The sequence below is a fragment of the Pseudoalteromonas piscicida genome, assembly GCF_000238315.3.
Lineage (GTDB): Bacteria > Pseudomonadota > Gammaproteobacteria > Enterobacterales > Alteromonadaceae > Pseudoalteromonas > Pseudoalteromonas piscicida.
On sequence record NZ_CP011924.1, the window covers coordinates 124,733 to 143,209 of the forward strand.

An 18,477-nucleotide genomic window follows, 5' to 3' on the forward strand; every position below is an offset into this window, starting at 1 on the left:
ACGTAAGCAGTAATTTGACAACCGCACCTGATGAATAACTTAAACGAAAGGAGTGTGCTATGCCATCCGCAAACTTACTTGCCTTGCTCGATGATGTCGCTGCGCTAACAAAATTAGCCGCAACGAAAACCGCTCCGGTGTTAGGAGACGATCTTGCCGTCAACGCAGAGCAACTATCGGGCGGGATCAAACCAGATCGGGAGCTTGCAGTGGTATGGAAGGTGTTTAAAGGCTCCTTGCTGAACAAGTTTATTTTGGTGCCCGTTGCTTTGGCTTGCAGTTACTTTGCGTCGTTTATGATCCCCATTATGCTAATTTTAGGGGCGCTGTATTTGCTGTTCGAGGGCGGCGAAAAAATTCTCCACGCTATTTTTCACCGTCAGGAGCAACAGCAAGAAACCGATGAGTTTGTCAAAGCGCTTGAGGATGAGCGTGTTGACTTGGTCGAGTTTGAAAAAGACAAAATCAAGGGCGCTATTGTTACCGACTTTGTTCTGTCGGCGGAAATTATCATTATTGCGCTGGGTGCGATTGCTGATCAGCCTTTTGAAAAGCAAGCAATAGTCCTTTCGTTAATTGGGCTTGCACTGACAGTCGGGGTCTACGGGATTGTGGCCTTGATTGTTAAGCTTGATGATATTGGTTTAGCCATGATTAAGGACGCAAGTAAGACTACACTTGCGGCGATAAAACGTGGGGTGGGTAAGGGGCTGCTTTATTTTGCCAACGGTCTGATGAAGTTTTTGTCGGTCGCCGGTGTGCTGGCAATGCTTTTAGTTGGCGTTGATATTTTGGCTCACCAGTTCCACTTACTCGAAGAAATTGTTCACGCTATTGAAAAGCTGATCCCTGCAATAAGCTGGCTTTTGAATATTATCGCCAAGCTTGGCTTGGGGGCGGTGATTGGTGTCATTATTGCGGCGGTGCTAAGTCAGTTGTTGGCAGTGTTTAAAAAAGCATAAATAATCGCAAGTAGCCCGTATATTTCAGGGCTACTTGCAGAGCCTTTCGATTACCTTCTAATCGGCACTTGCTGGTTGACTGGCTTTTGCGGTGCTTCATTGAGGTTTTGTGGTAATAAACGTTTGGCTTTACGCTGCTCCCGTAGCGTAAATTGAAGCGCTTTTAAAATCCGCGCCTCCAATGGCGTTTCGCAAAACGGGCTTAACAGGTTGTTCTCTTCCGTCGGATCTTCACTCAAGTTATAACACTCGTATTCACTGGGAATGAACTGAGAGGTTGTTATTCCGTCAGAGTTGCCAACGCCAACGACATTACTCACAGACGATTGCGTGGTAGCCTCATCGTTACCACCAAGATCAACTAAGTTCGGGTCTTGCTCATAGAATCTAGCGTTATCAAAATAACGTACAAACTTCCATTTCGTGTCACCGCTGATATCTGGTAGTTGTGTTACCACAGCTTCAATATGGTTCGGTTGGATAATACTATTGTAAGCTTTACCGGTAAGCATATTCGTCATATCACTGCCAACTTCGATGTTGTCATCGGTCATAAAGTAAATAGCTTCTTCTCGGGGCGACGCTTCACCTAAAATGACGTTGGCTAGGTTTCGGCCAACGAGTGGCTGTGCTTTACTGTGATCTTTAGCAAGCTGAGTACGAGTTTGCTCAATATCTATATCCGCTAGACCAAGCAGGGTAGGCAGTAAGTCGATATGTGATGTGGTGATATCAAGCTGTTTAGGTTGATTGAAAAGCACTGGGTTAGAAATAATAAACGGCACGTTTAATACTTCTTGATACGCGGTGTACCATTTTTGATGTAGACCGCCGTGAGCACCTAGTAGCTCACCATGATCTGAGGTAAAAACGACAATCGTATTTTCATAAAAAGATGACTGCTTTAACGCGTTAAATACCTGTTCTATATGCTTGTTCACTTCTGCGATAAGGTAGTAATAAAACTGTCGATAGGTTTCATCTGGTGGCTGTGGTAGATACATATGCGGGTACATAAGCTGATAGTCTTTTTGGCATCTAGGCTTGTCCATTAAGCTTTCATTTTGGCTTGGGGCTGGCGCAACACTTGGAAGGTTACCGGCTTCTTTTTCGGCATAAAAGTTGGAAAACCAATCTTTTTGTCCCATTAATACAATGTCGTGTGGGTTTACGAATGAAGAAACCAGTAAAAATGGCGTTTGGTCGCCGTTTTGTGCCTTTTCTTCAAGTTGTTTAAGGGTTTCACAAACTTGATTGGCAAATCCCGGATCTCGAGATGTACCTGAATTGTTCTCTGCAGCGCCATGAGGTTCAGGACCTATCCATTGACTAAAGCCAAACTTATCTAGGCGCTCTGCGCGCTCATAGAGAGCTTGTTTTGCTGGGTAAGGCTCTCCGGTTTCGGAGTTACTATACAGCGCTTGCTGACTCCCCGGCACGATAATATCCTCATCGGAGAGGTGCCACTTACCACGATAATAGGTTTGATAACCCGCTTCGCGAAACCAAGAGCCCATGGTTGGCACGGTATTGGGAGCCAGCCAGAACATATTTTGATCAAATGACGACTTGCCAATTCCAGGTGTTTGGCTGACGCCGTGTAGGGATGGATATTGTCCCGTGTAAATGGATGTTCTACTCGGTGCGCATGCCGTTGCTGCTGCATTATGGTTCATAAATTCCATGCCACAGCGGCGCATTTCTGCCATGCACGCACTGTGCTTGAGTCGATACTCTTTTGCTTGTGAATTTTCGTAGGGCGGAGGAAAACGCTCTTCATCGGTGGTAATGATTAGAAAATTCGGTTGTTTGCCATTAATCTTCATTACAATCTCCTTTTAACTTGCACAGGGTAAATGCCCACGAAGAGTGTAGTTGAAGATCCTTAGATATTTGCGCTTTATGTAATTTAATTGTTTTTTTATTTTAAATAATGTGTAAAAACAACATTCTGTCTTTTCTCTACGATAAATAGAAAAAGGCCTTATCGGCCTTTATATATGTTTTGGTATTTGGTGAGTTACCAGTCGCCTGGGTCGCCGCCATCTGAGTCGCTGATCTCCTCGTAAGTACCGCCAGTGTCAATACTCAGCTGTTTAAGAAACTGAAATGTAGGGGTACTAGATACCGACTGAGATGCAGATGAAACATCTAATACATACATCTTATCTTTATTAGCTAGAATATTTTGCACTGTGCCTGTATAGATTGTGGCATTGAATTGCACAGGTGGTAGCTCAAACAGGTATTTAGAGGTTACGCTCGTTTGCCAATTTGAGCCGCCACAGCTAGAGGCTGGGCTGTCATTTTCGCCGCCATCAGTAGAACCATACACTCTTAACAGTGCGCCATTAGCGGCTTCTGTTGAGTAGTTTGCTCTTAACTCATCAGCGCCATCACACATAGCTTGTGCAAGTGCAGTTAACCCTGAGCACCCTTCTGGATCTAGTTGATAGAGTGCCATCATTGCCGCATTGAAACCGACAAACCCGTTAGTTAGGGATTGAATTTGACCGCCACTAGCAAACGTTTTCACATTTAGCTGTTGGCCATTAATTGTGGCATCTAAAAAGAACTTTGATACTTTTTGCACTGCTTGTTGCTTTGAGAACGAACATCGGCTTTGTCCATCTGGGCGTAACGTGTTCATTGAACTACTGCGGTCTAAAAAAAGTACGCCATAAGATTCAGGCGCAGCGAGCGAATTGAAACTCGACATTGTGGTTGTCAAAACAATGGCAGATACTAAGATTTTCATCATCGTGAACTCCATCTCAAAAGATACCATTTGCATTATCTAATCGGAAAATCTCACAACAGCGACAAGATATTGTTCAAATGGTGTAAGAAGTATCTGGCTGTACTGCTGATGCAGATACATGATTTGCGCGAGTAAAAAAAATGAACTTAATTGGTTGCAAATTTGTTGCGCAGCGTAAGGGTAGGGTAGATTCTGATTTTATCCATTACACCTCATTACAGCGAAAATTTATTTTTTAAAACATAACCTTACATTTAGATTTGGCATAAATTTTAGTGTTTTCATGATGTTATGCTTATCTTCCTGATATAATAGCAGTTGCGATTTAGTTTCTAAAAAATATACAGTAGGATGAAGTAAACAGTATTCAAAAGTACGAAATAATAAAAACAATGACAGGAAGTTTTATGAAGCGATATCTATTTTCTTTCTTAGGTTTAATCGCCAGCGTAGCTGTTGGTTGGAAGTTTACCCAGTATCAGTCTCATTACACTTCAGATTATGTTGATGTAGTGTTGTCTTCACAAGTGCTTAATGAAGATCGAAAGGTCTTTATTCGCCTCCCAAAAGAATATGACAAGGCACATAGTTATCCACTCATTATTCGCACCGACGGCAACTTTAATCTCGCGCGGTGGGATGAGGTACTAAGCAGCCTTGCTGAACAAGGTAGGGTAGAAGATGCAATTTTAGTGTCTATTCCCAATCAATTTTGGACTGAGACCCGCAACCGCGACTTAGTGCCGCCTTATGCTCGACAAGATGTTGCGATTGAGGCCCGTCCAGAGAGTGACAATGATCCTGCCATTTTTGGTCGTGCAGATCGTTTTTTGCAATTTGTTGAAAGCGAGCTGTTACCCTATTTAGAAGCTAACTACTCAATTAACGACAACCGTGTATTAAGCGGGTTCTCTGCTGGTGGAAGTTTTGTACTTTATACCATGGTGACTAAACCAGCGCTTTTTGATGGCTATTTTGCTTTTAGTCCTGCTGCGTGGTACGACGACTCGGTTGTCGTAAAAGAATTCGCAAAAAGCCTAGCCAATGTTCAAGGCAAACCTAAGTATATTTACCTCTCCATCGGCGGTGCTGAGAATGACATCATTACGGGGGCATTTCACGGTTTATTAGATGCACTTGAACAACATGCGCCTGTCAATGTGCGTTGGGGACACAGCATTAGCGAGGGCGCGGGGCATTCACAAAACCCAGTGGTTTCTGTGCCACTTGCGTTGAGTGAATATCATCACTTTAGAAAAAATCAGTTAATGTAAGTGTTGCAATGCTTTGATTTCAGAGAGCAAATGTTTTTGTTCGCTTTCACTTAGCCCTTCAAGCTTAAGCATGGCTTGGTAGGTCTTTAATAGTGATGGCTTATCTCCTTTTTGCTGATAAGCCATCGCCAATTGCTGCAGTGCATTGAGAGACTCTGAGTTGTGCTGGCTCACAAAGCTAAACAGGTTGATGGCCGCAGTGAAGTTACGTTCGAATAGGGCGGCATACCCGAGCGAAGTCAGCGCACTATAGGGGTAAGTCTTGAGTCCATATAGTGACTTAGCGATGGCGACATGATTTTCCAGCTGAGTAACACCGGCAGCAGCTACCTTCAAGGATGGCTGATAATGGTTAAAGAGGTGCTGCAGACCATGATAATAGCTTGGGTAGACGACACTCATATGGGTTTCGCCGCTAAAGTGCTGCGCTTTGAAGTCAATGCCATTTGGCTTTCGCCAAGCATCATTAAGACGTTGAAATGGCTGCGTTATGATTGCGCTTTCGTCTGCCATGCTGATGTAGATACACTTGTTGATTAACGCTTTTGCCAGTAAGTCATTTAATAATCGCTCTTTATCCCACCAAAGGCTTGGACTTGCCAACATCACACCATTAAATAAATCGGGTTTTTCAAGTAGCGCATAGGTTGCAAACAGCCCACCGAATGAGTGTCCTGCTAACGCGCGATAGCCTGATGTGCGATAATGCTTGTCTACGTATGGGATGAGTTCTTTGTCGATAAATTGCAGTAGCATTTTTGCACCGCCCGGATTTTGCTGTCGTGTTGGACCTGCAAAATGTCCCAGTACCGCAAGGCTGCCTTTGTGATAAGACGGGGTCAGATCTCGAGTGCGGTGTTCGTTGGTTTCGATGGCAACAATGATAAGTTCAGGTATTTTATGTTGTTGTGCCAAGAAGCGAGCCGCCGAAGCGGTATGTTCAAGATTGCTCTGGCCATCAGTCAGATATAACACTGGATAGCTTGTTTTACCTTGCTCATAGCTTGGTGGCAGGACGATATGAACCGTTCTTTTTTGCGAAAAATAAGCGGACGAAAGCTGCAGTGTCGAGTTCGGATCTGCTGAGTTATTAGCAACTGCGCTACCAACTGACAGCAATGTAAAAATAGCCACGATAACAATGTGAGTAACTAACCTAGTTTGCATAACCGCTCGTTCCCTGCTTAAAAATCATCGCTAATTTAACACGAGTCAAAACGACAAGGAACGGGTTATATAGCAGCGCCTAGGAATTATTTGTGTTGTCTTGAGCTTTGCAAGGTCACTATTACTCCATTCTCATTGGTGTTTGTGTCTTCTTAAGTAATTTAGAAAAGATAGGTTTTAAGCAAAAAAGAGAAAACACTGAAACGATTGCCATCACTAAAATGCCGATCAGTGGAATAGCATAACCAAAGGTAAAACTAGCACCGACCACGTGTCCCAATATGCATTCTGCGCGGTAGATTGGATAAAATAATCCAGCTATCAAAAGTCCTAAGGCTGTATACATGGTGAGGCTTTGATAACCGAACTCCCAAAGGGCTGATTGCAACAAGCTAAAGAGTAACATCATAAAGAATGCGACCAAAAACTCAGTAGGAATAACCACGGGTGCTGTTTTTTTAATGCGCTCTGTGCCAATTGCTTTATGTAGCCGCAGTGCAGTAAGCCAAGCTAATACGGGAATTATGATAATTCCCCATGCGTTAGATATTGCCGGAAAATCAGATCTGTGAAGTAAGTGGTGACTCACTATTCCGCCATTTAAATGTTGCCACATCAGCGTTAATATCACGAGCAAGATTGCCGATGTAATTAGGCCTTTGTTGATTTTGTTCGCTTTGACTGAAAGCATGTTTCTACTCCTAACTGATTAAACTGTAATTTAACTAAAAAAGACGGCTGAAATGCGTGGCCACCACATCATGACAGCGGCCGCGCAAACGCCAATCGCGGTGATCACAAAACCTAAGCTCATCATCACCGCGATTATCCACACCGGTGCGCTGGCTTTGGTTTGGCGTTTTGCCCAAAAGTAGAGTTCTGCGAGTGCCATTGGTAGCAGATAGCAGGCAAACGAAATAAATATATCGATAGGGCCATCTAAGGTTGCGGTATTGCCATTGAAGCTTGGTTGACCATGTACCAACCAAACAAATAAAGACGAAACGTCCACACCCCATTAACCAAGAAAAAACTATGTACGGCATAACGTTGATGTGCGGCGATATTTTTTTGTATGGCAGTGCGCCAAGCAAAAAATATCGCAATGGGAATTAACATACCGTTGAGTGTTATCCCAATGGCACCAACATCGCTTAGCCTAAGACCGGTTACCCAAGTGAGATATAATCCTGTGAGTGCGCCCGAAATACCGAGAATAAAAAATACGCGTCCGTTGTAGCGGTGAAAGCGTGGAAAGCGTTTTCGCACCGCAGGAATAAGCTGTAATAAACCGCTGGTGGCCAAAATCACAGCGGGTAAAACATGGCTAAAAAACACCTTGGCATCTTTTGTGTGTCCACTCGCCGGTGAAACCGCTGCACTTTGCTCTGTGAGTCCCACGATAAGCGGGATGGCATATAGGCCTAAGATATAAACAGCAAACATCCATTGCCCGAGCAGTGCGATACATATCCAGCTCTTTACGGCACCATTCAATACGCTAAAGGGACTAAAGAAAAGCCCAGTTGTTTTGGTTAGATTGAGGGAAGACAAAATACTTATCCTTATAAATCAATGAACTTGATATATAAAATGACAAGATTTTGCTATCTCGTCGCTTTGATTTTGAAAATCAAAGCAAAGAAAGTAGGCCGAATTTTAAAAATGGTGGTGTTAAGTTTACTTGACCTGATGTAATGGTTATTTACAAAGTTAATTTGAATGCTTTTGGTGTGGCTGTTAGAGTTTCTGTGTCGATCAATATTCCTTCAATCACCATGACTATTGAAAACTATTACCTACTTTTACTTAGCCTATGTTGCACTTTGGTTGTTGCTCAGCTTTTTGTAAAAGAGAAAAAAGCAGCACATTTACTCTTTGCTTTAGTGTGCGGCTCGATAGCATTGGCCACGACCAAAAAGCTGACTCAAGATTCCTTAAATGGATATCAGTATTTAATTGGCATGGGCGCTTGCGTGACCTGTAATGGGTTTTGGTTGCTTGCTAGGGCACTATTTAGAGAAAAACAGGCCATTTTAAAAAGGCATGTTGTGTTTGCAATTGCTATTGCTGCCTTGGTCATATGGCGACAAGGTTATTTGTTTATCGATAGTCAATTACACATGAACGCTCGCGGATTTGTTGAGTGGCTTAACATTGCGGCGTATGAGCTTACCTTGTTGTTGTCATCTAGTGTGCTCATGCTGGCATTTTGGGAAGGGTGCCGAGGATTCTCACAGTCTCAAGGGCAAGAAAAAGCACAAAGGGTGCTATTTATATCCGCTTATTTTATTTGCGTCGCAGGCACTAAACTAATCGAAAATCGCTTTGCCGACAATCGTGAGGTTCAAGAATGGGCAGTGACAAGCGCAGCCATCCTCATTATATTGACGGCGCAAGTGTTACTGTATTGGCGATTTTCATCTCAACATACAATTACATCCGTTAGGTGCGTTGAATCAAATGAGCCAACACAAACCGAGGATGATATTGCGCTCCAGCAACAGGTGGAACACTTTCTTATCAAGCAAAAAGGCTTTCTCAAAGAAGGGTTAAAAGTCGCTGACTTGGCTCAGCAATTTAATGAACCTGAATACAAAATAAGCCGAGTGATACGACAAAACCTGCAAGCGCGAAATTTCAGCCAATTGGTCAATGAGTTGAGGGTTGAGCATGCCAAAGTGCTGTTACAAGACCCCGCTAAACAGCATTGGCCAGTACTTGTCGTTGGCCTGGAAAGTGGTTTCGCATCGGTTGGACCATTTACTAGAGCATTTAAAATCACTACGGGAACCACGCCAAACCAATTTAGAAAGCAAAATAGCCAAACGCAAGTGCTACGTGAAGCACAAGAGTAAGTGGCGATTAATCTAGTTTAGTCAGTTTGTATTGTAGCTGCTGAATAGGCAGCTCTATCGTTTGTGGGTCAAGCTCTGGTGTAATATCACTGACCGGAAAGACGTTATCTATTTCTACCGCATTCGCGATAGCGTTAGTATCGTCATTGGATAAAAAAGTAAGTTGGGTGTAATCACTGGGCTGTAAGTCATACCGAGCCAGTGTCGCTTTTAAATCTATGCTGTATTCGTATGCGGCTAATAGGCTACCTGCGTTATCGTTGTATCTGCAGATCCGCCATTGATAGCTACTTTCGACAAATTCCAGCGCCCAAATCCCACCTTTATCTTGGATCATTTGTTGTGGTTGTTGGCAGGGCTGCGGTAGGGGCAGTAAACGGCTATGAGACCAAAGCCCCTCGTGGTTTTGGCACAATAAGTCGCCCTTACCAAGGTCGATAATATGCGAGCTTAGACCATATTGGCAAAACTGGGAGGTGGGAATGAAAAAGGGAGCGCTGTGTTTGTTAAGCGCGCCAAACGCAATATAGCCCATTAATACCTCAGTGTTGGTCATCCAGCCAAGGTAAACATATTCATCATCTTGCCAGTTTGTTGATGCGATTTTCCCCTGTTTAATGGTGTTAGTCAGCGCGAAGTGGTCGCTTTTGCCATTGAATGTACAAGTCAAACTGCCTTGTGTATCGTCGATGTTGCATGATTGCTGAGCTTGCTTCTGTGATAGCCGCTTTATTTTAGAATTTGGCGCTTGATGAGTTAGTACTGAGGTGAACTTAGCCACAGCAGACAATTGGCCGGTTTGATCTTGTTTAAAACGACATTTAGGCTGTATCTTTGAGGAATTGAGCACGACACTACCATCAAGTACAGCAAGCTCACAGCTATTGGCTATGGTACAAGCCGTAAGCAGCATAACGCCACCAAAGGCAATCCAAGTGTTTTGCAAATCACAATACTCATCAGTCATCAGCTACATTCTATATACATAGCTGATAACACCTTGATTAAGCAATCTTTGGTGACGAGTGCTTATCAGTCAGACTATGGCTGAGGTTTGTTAGTCGTTTCGTCCAGCTCCTCGGTTGGCTCACTATTTTGATCATTGTCGTCGAGTTCATCGTCGTTATCGCGAGGCGCATCTTCGTCAACGACAAGTAGCTGTTCGTGTGCTGTTTTTTCTTCGATACGCGGGTCCATGGTGGCTGCGAGCGGTGAGCTGGTAATATCAGAAGTCGCAGCCACATAGTCGCTAGGCTCTGGCTGCTCAGCTTTTTGTCTGGCGTTGATAAAGTGGAGGAGTAAAAACATAACAACGGTTAGTGCGCTTAACGAAGCGTATAAGGCTTGATGACCAAAATGGGACATGATCTGTGCAATAGCGGCCGAGCCAACGCAGGCACCTCCCCCAAACGCCACCAGCAATGCGGAAGAAACACCAACACGGTCTTCATCATCAACACGGGAGTTTGCTAGTGCCGAAGAAAGTGGGTACATGGTAAATGCAAATAACCCAAAGCCAAAAGTCAGCCAAAGACTGTAGCTTGGGCTCAGTGGCAGTAAAAATATACAAAGAGAAATCAACCCAATAAAAACAGCGTTACTGCGCAGTAAGATACTTCTGCGAACTCGGTCAGAGATAATGCCCATTGGCCACTGTGCAAGCAAACCTGCAAAAATTGTTACCGACATATACATAGCAATTTCTTCGGCATTAAATCCTGATTGGCTGGCAAAAGTCGGGGCAAGGCCATAAAAGCTGCCATTAATCACTCCGGCAAAACAGACCGCCGTAAGAGATTGAGGCACTTTTTTGAAGTAGGTAAACAGACTGACTTGAATAGGTTTAAGTGGCTTAGGGTGGATCCGCCTCGTCGTTGAAATAGGGATAATTCCAAAGGATAAAGCAACAACAATTAAAAATAGCGGCGCATAGCCAAGCTCGGGGAAGTTAGAAAGCGCAAACTGCCCAGTTACCATACCGAGGTAGGAAGTGAGCATGTAAAAAGAAAATACCCGCCCTCGCTGCTCTGGTGCTGCTTGTTCATTCAGCCAGCTTTCGAGCACCATAAAGTTACACATCATGCCAAGACCCACCACAAGTCGTAGTCCAAGCCAAAGATAGATATTGTCACTCACCCCATGTATTGCTACGCAGGCCGTCACTGCAGCTGTGCTTGCCGCAAACGCGCGAATATGCCCAACTGATTTGATCAGGTGGTAGCCTAATTTGGCACCGAGCAACAAACCCAAGTAATAAAACGAGGTAAGCAAGCCGATCCAAAACGTGCTGACGCCGTGCTGGCCTAAATAAAGCGCTAAGTAAGTAGTCAGCAGGCCTGTCCCACCGACTAAGAATAGATTTGTTAAATAAAGCGATGGAAAAGATTTCATATCGACCTTGGGATTCATTATGAATTTGCGTGTAACGCTCTAATAGTAGGGGAGAAATAGTTTATTTCCAAGCAAAAAGCTGTTGACCATTTATCAGCCTTGTTTGTTTGTGTCGTTGGCTGATTGCTACATAGTCTAAGTTATAGGGTTATTCAGTGTGGTTCTGGCAAAAATACAGTGATAACACGCGAATGATTGAATAGTTGCTTTAATTGGGTTGAGTGTTTTTTGTTCAGGTGATACAACTTAAGTTCAGGACTAAATTATTATGAGCTAGTTCCTGAATTTATCAATAAAACAAAAAAGGATTACCAATGAAATTAACGGTTAAAAAATTAAAGTCTTTATCTAAAAACAGCCAATCACTTGATTATGCAGCGACGCCTAATGTGGCAGGCGGTTATACAACGAGGCCTGGCACGATTGGTTGTGAAACCACGACTAAAGAGTGTGATTTAATCACCACTGCACTTTGTACAAGCGCTCGATGCGATAACTACACGACTGAAAATTGTTAGCAATCAAGTAAGCAGGAGCTGGGCAGTACCTGCCTTTATTCTTTGTATTTTATTGATTCATCAACCTGAGCTCAGAATAACGTTTGACGTAAATACCAAGCCCAGGCCAATGTAACTTTAATTTCCTCGATTCATCTGCGTTAATTTATCGCCAATGGGTTGAGAGAAGTTATAACCATCGTACTTATCCCAGTTAATCGACCATGTCATCACGCCACCAAAGTTCGGATAAGCCCTGTTGGGTTGAATAGTGCCACATCCTGTACCTTTGGTTAAACAATCTAAGGCATTGATGATATTGCCGATGGGCGCTTGGCCTGAATTTGCCGACTGTGGGCCAGAAGGTAGACCAATGGCTACTTGGTCATCCCTAAGTGGCGCAAAGCGGGTGCCATCAGCAAGATCAAATCCTTCAATCAGCATTTTTGCATGAGCAACCATCATGTTCACTGAGCCCTCAGGAGCACTTCCTGGTTCGTATGGGTTAGGTAGGCCGCCATTGTTGTATAGCTGTACGTGCAGTAAATCTAATGTGTCGCGTAGCTCATTTATAAGTGGAATATAAGCGCCCCAAATACCTGAATAGGCAATCATGCCACCATGTACGTAGGGATGCTCAGGGGCCATGGTAAGTACCATATTGCCACCAATATTTTGTTCTATTTGTTTTAATGCTCTTGGCAGCCGAGCTTGGATCTGAGAGCCATGCACAAGGTTCGAGCCACTCTCTAAATCTATATCGAGCCCGTCAAATCCCCATTGTTGAATAATACCGGTGAGGCTGCTGACAAATGCCGCTTCATCGGCATCCGTATTGAGGGTAATTGTGCCTTCTGCACCACCAAGGCTTAGCACAAAAACTTTACCTTGCGCTTGTAGTGCCTGCATGTCGGATTTGAATTTTACTGGGTCGATAGGCGGGCAGTTAGAGCGAATGTCTTTTTCAAATAGTGTGAAGTGCACTGTGCCATTCGAGTTTCTATCATTTTCAGCAAAGGCAATATCGATGATGTCCCAAGCAGTAGACATCTGATCAAGTGGAATAGGGCAACCAGCTGGATTGACAAAGTTATGCCAATAGCCAATCAGTTTGTGCTTTTTACCGATGGGTTTGTCGATGACTTGAACTGTCACGCCGCTACTGGACACCTGTTCATTATTGTCGTTGGTGGCCGTGGCATAAAGTGTTTTTGTGCCGATTGAGGCCGGTGCATAACTATATTCGTAGGGTGGCGTTGCGTCTGTATTGAGTAATACGCCATCAGCATAAAATTGTACTTGTGTGATTTGTCCAACAAAAGAGGATGCTTGTGCAATCAATTGAGTGGAATTACCCAAGGTAATTTGGCTGCCGCTAGTGGGGGCGAGTAAATCAACGGCAATCGGTTTATCAGTCACATTCACTGTGATTGTTTGCTCGCTTTGATTACTTTCATTATCGACGGCAATGGCGTTTAAGCTTACCGGATTGAGGGTTGTCGGTGTCCAGCTGTGGCTAAGTGTTCCTTGATTGGCTGTGGCGAGGAGTGTGTTGTCAGCATAGAGTGACAGTGTAGCAATACTGCCGTCAGTATCTTGAGCACTGACAGAGATAGTGGTGGGCGCATTGACCAAAACAGTACCATTATTGGACGGGCTTTCGAACGTTACGGTTGGCGCGATTGCGCAGATCCCTAAGTCGCTCCAAGCATCGGTCCAATACTGGCCTGTACCTGGCTCGTATGCCCACTGCGCGTTTGAGCTACACCAACCTGCGATGTCACAGCGATATTTATGATTATTATGCGCGACGAGTTCACCAGTCTGGTAATTTTGTCCAGCGCTGTATGCTCTAAGGCCTTGGCAGCCACCTCCCACTTTTGTTAACACGTCGATGGCAAGGTTTGCCTCACTCACCAAGCCTTGATTGTCTATCGCTTTTACATTTAGTTGGTTTACGCCAACTTGTTCCGCTTGGAATTGGAACTCAAAAGGAGAGGTTGTTAGGTTCGCGACAAGCTGGTTGTTCAGGCTAATTTCTACTCCCGCAATAGTACCGTTGCTATCTTCAGCGGTGATGCTGATCCCTACCATATCGCCTTGATAGAATTGCTGGCCGTTGGCTGGTGCTACAATGGATACGTTCGGTGGTAAATTTCCCCCGCCCGGTTTTACTGTGATCCGTGCTGATTGCGAACTTCCGGTTAGCCCTTGTAAATCGGTGGCAATTGCACTGATATCGTATTCGCCAAGTACTGCGCTCCAAGTGGTTTGAAATGGCGCGCTAGTATCCGTTGCGATAACTTGGCCATTTACTAAGAATTCGACATAAGCTAGGTCACCATCGGCATCATTGGCATCAGCGGAAAAAACAGCGCTGTCATTTTCGCCCAGCACAGCACCATTATTTGGGCTGGTGAGTACGACACTCGGCGTTTGACCTGACCCCGTTGCACAAGCTCCAAGTGACCGCCAGACATCATAAGGACCGGAGTGGCCTGCTGGATTGTCGTTTTGACTGTACCACTTAGCTTCATATGCTTGGTTTTGGGACTCTGTAATATCCCCTTGTCTGTATACTTGTTGTTCAGACCACAGGGTTAAATTACTACAGTCGTAGGCGTTTGCTTGGCCTGCGAGGATGAGAGCACCGCTCGTCCAAGCCAATCGTAATATAGAAGTTGGTTTCATACTGATCCCTTACATGTTGTTGTGTGTTTTATGAACAAAACCAAATTAGCATATAGGTAAATAATTCGTTAATCAACACTCGAGTAATGAGTAAATCTCATCGCTGCAATAACATGAGCATCGCAATTTTAATTCGCATATTTCAAATAATCGGCTAGGTTTAGAGGGAATTTAACGGACTTTATAGGATCCATATCATGGCGACTTCTTCAATTCCTTCCGGTTATCATTCACTCACGCCTTACCTCATTGTGGCTGGTGCAGCAAAAGCCATCGAGTTTTACCGAGCTGCTTTTGGCGCTAGCGTAAAACTTCAGTTACCTATGCCAGATGGCGGAATAGCACATGCGGAGCTGCTGATTGGTAACTCTTATGTGATGCTTTCAGATATGTGCCCTGATATGCACTTTAAAGATCCCAATGAGCTTGGTGGTACGCCCGTTAGCTTGATGTTGTATGTTGACGATGTGGACACTGTGTTTGCGGGGGCAATTGAATTGGGGGCACAGCAAGTTACGCCCGTTTGTGATCAGTTTTATGGTGATAGGGCTGGAACGCTACGAGACCCATTTGGTCATGTCTGGACGATTGGCACGCATAAAGAAGATCTCACAGAAACCGAGTTGCTCGCGCGTATGGCTGATTTTATGGATAAGCAACAAGATGCCTAGTTGAGGTAAGCTTATCTCAGTAGATTGCATGTTTGTTGATTTTTTGTTTGTTTTTAATGGTGCGTTTTTTGGGGTTTGTGGTTAAAAAGCATTATTTAACATATGGTTAATTGTTGTTCTAATGAAGGGGTGAATTTTAAAGTTAACTTTATTGTTAATAATGTTGAATTTTTAATTTTTTCATGGCAGCTTAAGAATTAGTGATAAATTCTTATCACTAAACGACTATTTCAAGGAAATGATAATGAAATTAAAATTAAAAAAATCAGCGTTGAAGCAACTAGATAAAAACCAAAACCTACCTTTACAGCAAACCCCTCAAGTAGCAGGCGGTGCTGAGCCAAATACTAGAATCCCATGCCGTTTAACGGAAACGTTGACTGGTACGGATTACGGTCAGTGCCGTTGTTAGTATAGTCGAGCAGTGTTTTAGGTTGGCCTGATGGGATAGAGATCGACTTGTTGGACTATCAACCTTAAACAACATGATTTATAAATTAAGATTAACTCAAGGATAAGAAGATGAAATTAAAATTAAAAAAAACAGCATTAAAACAATTAGATAAACAACAAAACCTGCCTCAAGAGCAAACACCAAACATCGCTGGTGGTGCAAATAGCCGTATTCCGTGTCGTCCGCCTTTGACGGAAACGGGTAACCAATACTGGCAGTGCGATTGTTAAGATTAGTGATAAATTAACACGAACAAGCTCACATTTAAGTGAGCTTTTTATTTCCGAAAAGTTACCGGCTTTCACCTTATCTTCATGTAATTCAGTGCTTTGCGTATTTTATAGCGCCTCAATAAATTAAGTGGTTTACGCTTTAATCCAGCAGCAATTACGGTCTCTGTTGCTGCGAGTATGCGCTCGGCGCTTTTACCATCGCGGTAAGGGTGCACTTGCTGAATATATTGCTCAATACGTTCACTTTGTGCCTCAGACAGATTAAGTGCTTGTTCAACCGCTTCAGATAATTTGCCTGCGTCGGTAATATTGATTAAGGCATCTTGAGGCTGGTGATTATTAAATGTGATAACCGGTTTACCAATTAGTAGCGACTCATCAACGGCGCTAGAGGTATCAGAAATCACCACATCTGCTTGCTGAATAAGTGGAATGAGATTGTCATTCCCAGCGATTTCAAAATCGCTGATAGTTTCAAGTTCCATGTACATCTGTTGCCACTGCTGTTTCGTCTTAGGATGAAACTTAAGTTGGACTTTGTATTTTCCTGACTCTGCGAGCTGTTTGATTTGTGCATGTAATGCTTCAAGCGATGTGAGATTGGGTGAAAAAGTAGGAGCATACAGTATGACTGGCTTTTCATTCTCTTGCTTGGTGTAATCAAAATAAGGGTCGAGTTTTGGCCAGCCAGTTTCAATTACCGAGAAATAACCATGTTTTTGTGCGAGTTGGTTAAATGGCGCGGTGGTAATTGGGCCGTGAGTACAATACAAATCGAAGAAACCGCGGATCCCAAAGTGACCTTTCTTTTTATATTCTAATCCGTGGAATACTTGCACTTTGGCACCTGGGAAAAAGTCAGGAACAACGTTTCCAGGTACAAATACTGCTCTGGGATTAAACGCTTTTACGTCCTCTACGCTCAGTAACTCCGCTTCGTCTGGTGCAAGTGAACTTGAGTTTACATCTTTACCTTTTAAAAACCATTTCACCACGTCACCGTTAGCGCGGATAGCGTTTTGGAGGGGTCTCAGAATGGCAAAGCTATATGGCTGCTCAATGTAGAAAAGATAATGTTTAGGCATTGAAAGTCACTTATAAAATCAGAGTTTATGGTCAGTACTTTAGTGGCGCAACTAGGGCCAGAGCGATATTAGGCAAGATAATACCGCTTTTACCGCATCAATACCAAACATCCGTTACTCGGCTGTGTTGTTGCCGATACGTGAATGCACCTCAGTGGCTTGAGCCATCATGTTATCCATTAAGGTTTGTACGGATTCTATTTCTCGAATTAAGCCTTGAGATTGACCAATAAACTGCACGCCATGGTCTAAATCTCCGTGGATTGTGGCGGCTTCAAGCTTTTCGGTGGCGGCTCCAAAGAGCGACAGCATCTTAATTTTATCGAATTGAGATAACAGTCCTAGTAGTAGCTTCCATAAGGGCATGTCGACCATTTTGGCGGCCTTGAATGATTTTATGGTGGCCATGAAAAAGTTCATCGGGCGGCGCGTTGCCTTTTCAGCCATGGGGGTTTTCATTACTCGAGCATAAAGACCATCGAAGTTTTTGGAATAAATCGTCTGTTCAACGTCTTTTTCCACAACGGTATCTTTGACATGCTGATGCAAAGGGCTTTCTTTAGATGTTGCAAAACGAGAGCCCATCGCAACGCCCTCTGCGCCAAGTGCTAGCGCGGCGATAAGTCCTCGACCATCGGCAAATCCCCCAGCGGCAATTACAGGTATATCGACAATATCGACTATGCTCGGCACTAAACACAGTGAAGTTACTTCACCGCCATGGGCTGCGGCCTCATGACCTGTAACTAATAGCGCATCAACGCCAGATTTTTGTGCTGCTAATGCATGCTTTTGCGTCACCACAGTGGCAATGACTTTTCCGCCGTAGGCTTTAGCCGCCTGCACTAGCCAATCGCCTTTTCCTAAAGAAAAATTGATAACAGGCACTTGCTCTTCTAATGCGACTTTGGCATTTTCTTTGGCGCCTGGCATCATTAACGTCACGCCAATACCAAAAGGCTTATCGGTGAGTTCACGAATTTTTCGTATTGCTTGACGTGTCTCGTTTTGACTGAGCGGGCCCGTGGCTAAAATACCTAAGCCACCAGCATTGCTCACTGCCGCAACAAGCTCAGGGACAGAAATCCAGCTCATGCCGGGTAATATAATGGGTTTTTCGATGCCGAATAATTCGGTGATAGCAGTTTTCATCATTGTTATTCTACTGGTCAGATGTGTTTATGAGCATAGCTGGAATTTTGCTTGAAGTGAATACTGGTTGTAAGATACCTGTTTAGAAAGAGGAACTAAGATGAACGTAGTTATATTATTAGTGAGTTTAGTCATCGCGTTGGTCGTCTTGATACCATTATTGGAAAAGTATCAGCAGCGTTTAGGGCTAGATAAAATGCAAAAATATGCCAAATATGTACTGCCTTTATTAATGGTGACGCTGATCATTAAACTTATCTACGTTTTGGTGGTTGGGTAAC

The 18,477-nt window shown here is 43.8% G+C and carries 19 protein-coding genes; 9 read left to right on the forward strand and 10 right to left on the reverse strand.

The features are described 5' to 3' along the window. Positions 1 to 59 precede the first annotated feature (59 nt). Positions 60 to 962: a DUF808 family protein gene (locus tag PPIS_RS00700; RefSeq protein WP_010370701.1), complete on the forward strand. Its 903-nt coding sequence runs from the start codon at positions 60 to 62 to the stop codon at positions 960 to 962. Positions 963 to 1,012: 50 nt separating this feature from the next. Here the strand turns inward: PPIS_RS00700 and PPIS_RS00705 are convergent, their stop codons facing one another. Continuing rightward, the gene (locus tag PPIS_RS00705) at positions 1,013 to 2,788 is read right to left on the reverse strand and encodes a sulfatase family protein (RefSeq protein WP_010370705.1); all 1,776 of its coding nucleotides are present in this window, start codon (positions 2,786 to 2,788) and stop codon (positions 1,013 to 1,015) included. Between the two features lie 194 nt (positions 2,789 to 2,982). Further along, complete coding sequence (locus PPIS_RS00710) at positions 2,983 to 3,723, reverse strand: hypothetical protein (RefSeq protein ID WP_010370707.1); 741 nt, start codon at positions 3,721 to 3,723, stop codon at positions 2,983 to 2,985. A gap of 407 nt (positions 3,724 to 4,130) precedes the next feature. Between PPIS_RS00710 and PPIS_RS00715 the strand changes: the two genes are divergently transcribed. Continuing rightward, positions 4,131 to 4,997 (forward strand): alpha/beta hydrolase, encoded by an 867-nt coding sequence (locus PPIS_RS00715; RefSeq protein WP_010370711.1) that lies wholly within the window; start codon positions 4,131 to 4,133, stop codon positions 4,995 to 4,997. Here PPIS_RS00715 and PPIS_RS00720 read toward each other — a convergent pair. Continuing rightward, a complete protein-coding gene (locus PPIS_RS00720) occupies positions 4,989 to 6,164 on the reverse strand; it encodes an alpha/beta hydrolase-fold protein (RefSeq protein WP_010370715.1) in 1,176 nt (391 codons plus the stop codon). The two genes, PPIS_RS00715 and PPIS_RS00720, sit on opposite strands and share 9 nt — an antisense overlap. Before the next feature lie 121 nt (positions 6,165 to 6,285). Next, complete coding sequence (locus PPIS_RS00725) at positions 6,286 to 6,855, reverse strand: hypothetical protein (protein ID WP_010370718.1); 570 nt, start codon at positions 6,853 to 6,855, stop codon at positions 6,286 to 6,288. A 52-nt stretch (positions 6,856 to 6,907) separates the two neighbouring features. On the opposite strand from PPIS_RS00725, the gene PPIS_RS25590 reads away from it, so the two are divergent. Beyond that, positions 6,908 to 7,039, forward strand: coding sequence for a hypothetical protein (locus PPIS_RS25590; protein WP_019647403.1), 132 nt, complete (start codon positions 6,908 to 6,910; stop codon positions 7,037 to 7,039). Positions 7,040 to 7,103: 64 nt separating this feature from the next. On the opposite strand, the gene PPIS_RS00730 is transcribed toward PPIS_RS25590, so the two are convergent. After that, a complete protein-coding gene (locus tag PPIS_RS00730) occupies positions 7,104 to 7,718 on the reverse strand; it encodes a DUF2306 domain-containing protein (protein WP_010370720.1) in 615 nt (204 codons plus the stop codon). A 197-nt stretch (positions 7,719 to 7,915) separates the two neighbouring features. Between PPIS_RS00730 and PPIS_RS00735 the strand changes: the two genes are divergently transcribed. Next, on the forward strand, positions 7,916 to 9,022 hold the full coding sequence (locus PPIS_RS00735; RefSeq protein ID WP_248694164.1) for a helix-turn-helix domain-containing protein: 1,107 nt from the start codon (positions 7,916 to 7,918) through the stop codon (positions 9,020 to 9,022). A 7-nt stretch (positions 9,023 to 9,029) separates the two neighbouring features. Here PPIS_RS00735 and PPIS_RS00740 read toward each other — a convergent pair whose 3' ends face one another. After that, positions 9,030 to 9,989: a hypothetical protein gene (locus PPIS_RS00740; RefSeq protein WP_010370725.1), complete on the reverse strand. Its 960-nt coding sequence runs from the start codon at positions 9,987 to 9,989 to the stop codon at positions 9,030 to 9,032. 74 nt (positions 9,990 to 10,063) lie between these two features. Then, positions 10,064 to 11,413 (reverse strand): MFS transporter, encoded by a 1,350-nt coding sequence (locus PPIS_RS00745; RefSeq protein WP_010370728.1) that lies wholly within the window; start codon positions 11,411 to 11,413, stop codon positions 10,064 to 10,066. Positions 11,414 to 11,727: 314 nt separating this feature from the next. Here PPIS_RS00745 and PPIS_RS00750 point away from each other — a divergent pair, with 314 nt between their 5' ends. Then, the gene (locus tag PPIS_RS00750; protein ID WP_010370730.1) at positions 11,728 to 11,931 is read left to right on the forward strand and encodes a hypothetical protein; all 204 of its coding nucleotides are present in this window, start codon (positions 11,728 to 11,730) and stop codon (positions 11,929 to 11,931) included. Positions 11,932 to 12,048: 117 nt separating this feature from the next. Here PPIS_RS00750 and PPIS_RS00755 read toward each other — a convergent pair whose 3' ends face one another. Next, complete coding sequence (locus tag PPIS_RS00755) at positions 12,049 to 14,601, reverse strand: Ig-like domain-containing protein (protein ID WP_010370733.1); 2,553 nt, start codon at positions 14,599 to 14,601, stop codon at positions 12,049 to 12,051. A 197-nt stretch (positions 14,602 to 14,798) separates the two neighbouring features. On the opposite strand from PPIS_RS00755, the gene PPIS_RS00760 reads away from it, so the two are divergent. The 3 genes from PPIS_RS00760 (at position 14,799) to PPIS_RS25115 (ending at position 15,956) form a co-directional block, all read left to right on the forward strand. Next, positions 14,799 to 15,272, forward strand: a complete 474-nt coding sequence (locus PPIS_RS00760; RefSeq protein ID WP_010370736.1) for a VOC family protein — start codon at positions 14,799 to 14,801, stop codon at positions 15,270 to 15,272. A 244-nt stretch (positions 15,273 to 15,516) separates the two neighbouring features. Further along, positions 15,517 to 15,684, forward strand: a complete 168-nt coding sequence (locus PPIS_RS25110) for a hypothetical protein (RefSeq protein WP_017217813.1) — start codon at positions 15,517 to 15,519, stop codon at positions 15,682 to 15,684. A gap of 110 nt (positions 15,685 to 15,794) precedes the next feature. After that, a complete protein-coding gene (locus tag PPIS_RS25115; protein ID WP_019647401.1) occupies positions 15,795 to 15,956 on the forward strand; it encodes a hypothetical protein in 162 nt (53 codons plus the stop codon). 71 nt (positions 15,957 to 16,027) lie between these two features. On the opposite strand, the gene PPIS_RS00765 is transcribed toward PPIS_RS25115, so the two are convergent. Both PPIS_RS00765 and PPIS_RS00770 read right to left on the reverse strand, forming a co-directional pair. Then, positions 16,028 to 17,044 (reverse strand): CDP-glycerol--glycerophosphate glycerophosphotransferase, encoded by a 1,017-nt coding sequence (locus tag PPIS_RS00765; RefSeq protein ID WP_010370739.1) that lies wholly within the window; start codon positions 17,042 to 17,044, stop codon positions 16,028 to 16,030. Positions 17,045 to 17,158: 114 nt separating this feature from the next. After that, positions 17,159 to 18,196 (reverse strand): NAD(P)H-dependent flavin oxidoreductase, encoded by a 1,038-nt coding sequence (locus tag PPIS_RS00770; RefSeq protein WP_021032472.1) that lies wholly within the window; start codon positions 18,194 to 18,196, stop codon positions 17,159 to 17,161. Positions 18,197 to 18,296: 100 nt separating this feature from the next. On the opposite strand from PPIS_RS00770, the gene PPIS_RS00775 reads away from it, so the two are divergent. Then, positions 18,297 to 18,476, forward strand: coding sequence for a hypothetical protein (locus PPIS_RS00775; protein WP_010370747.1), 180 nt, complete (start codon positions 18,297 to 18,299; stop codon positions 18,474 to 18,476). The last annotated feature ends 1 nt before the right edge of the window (position 18,477 follow it).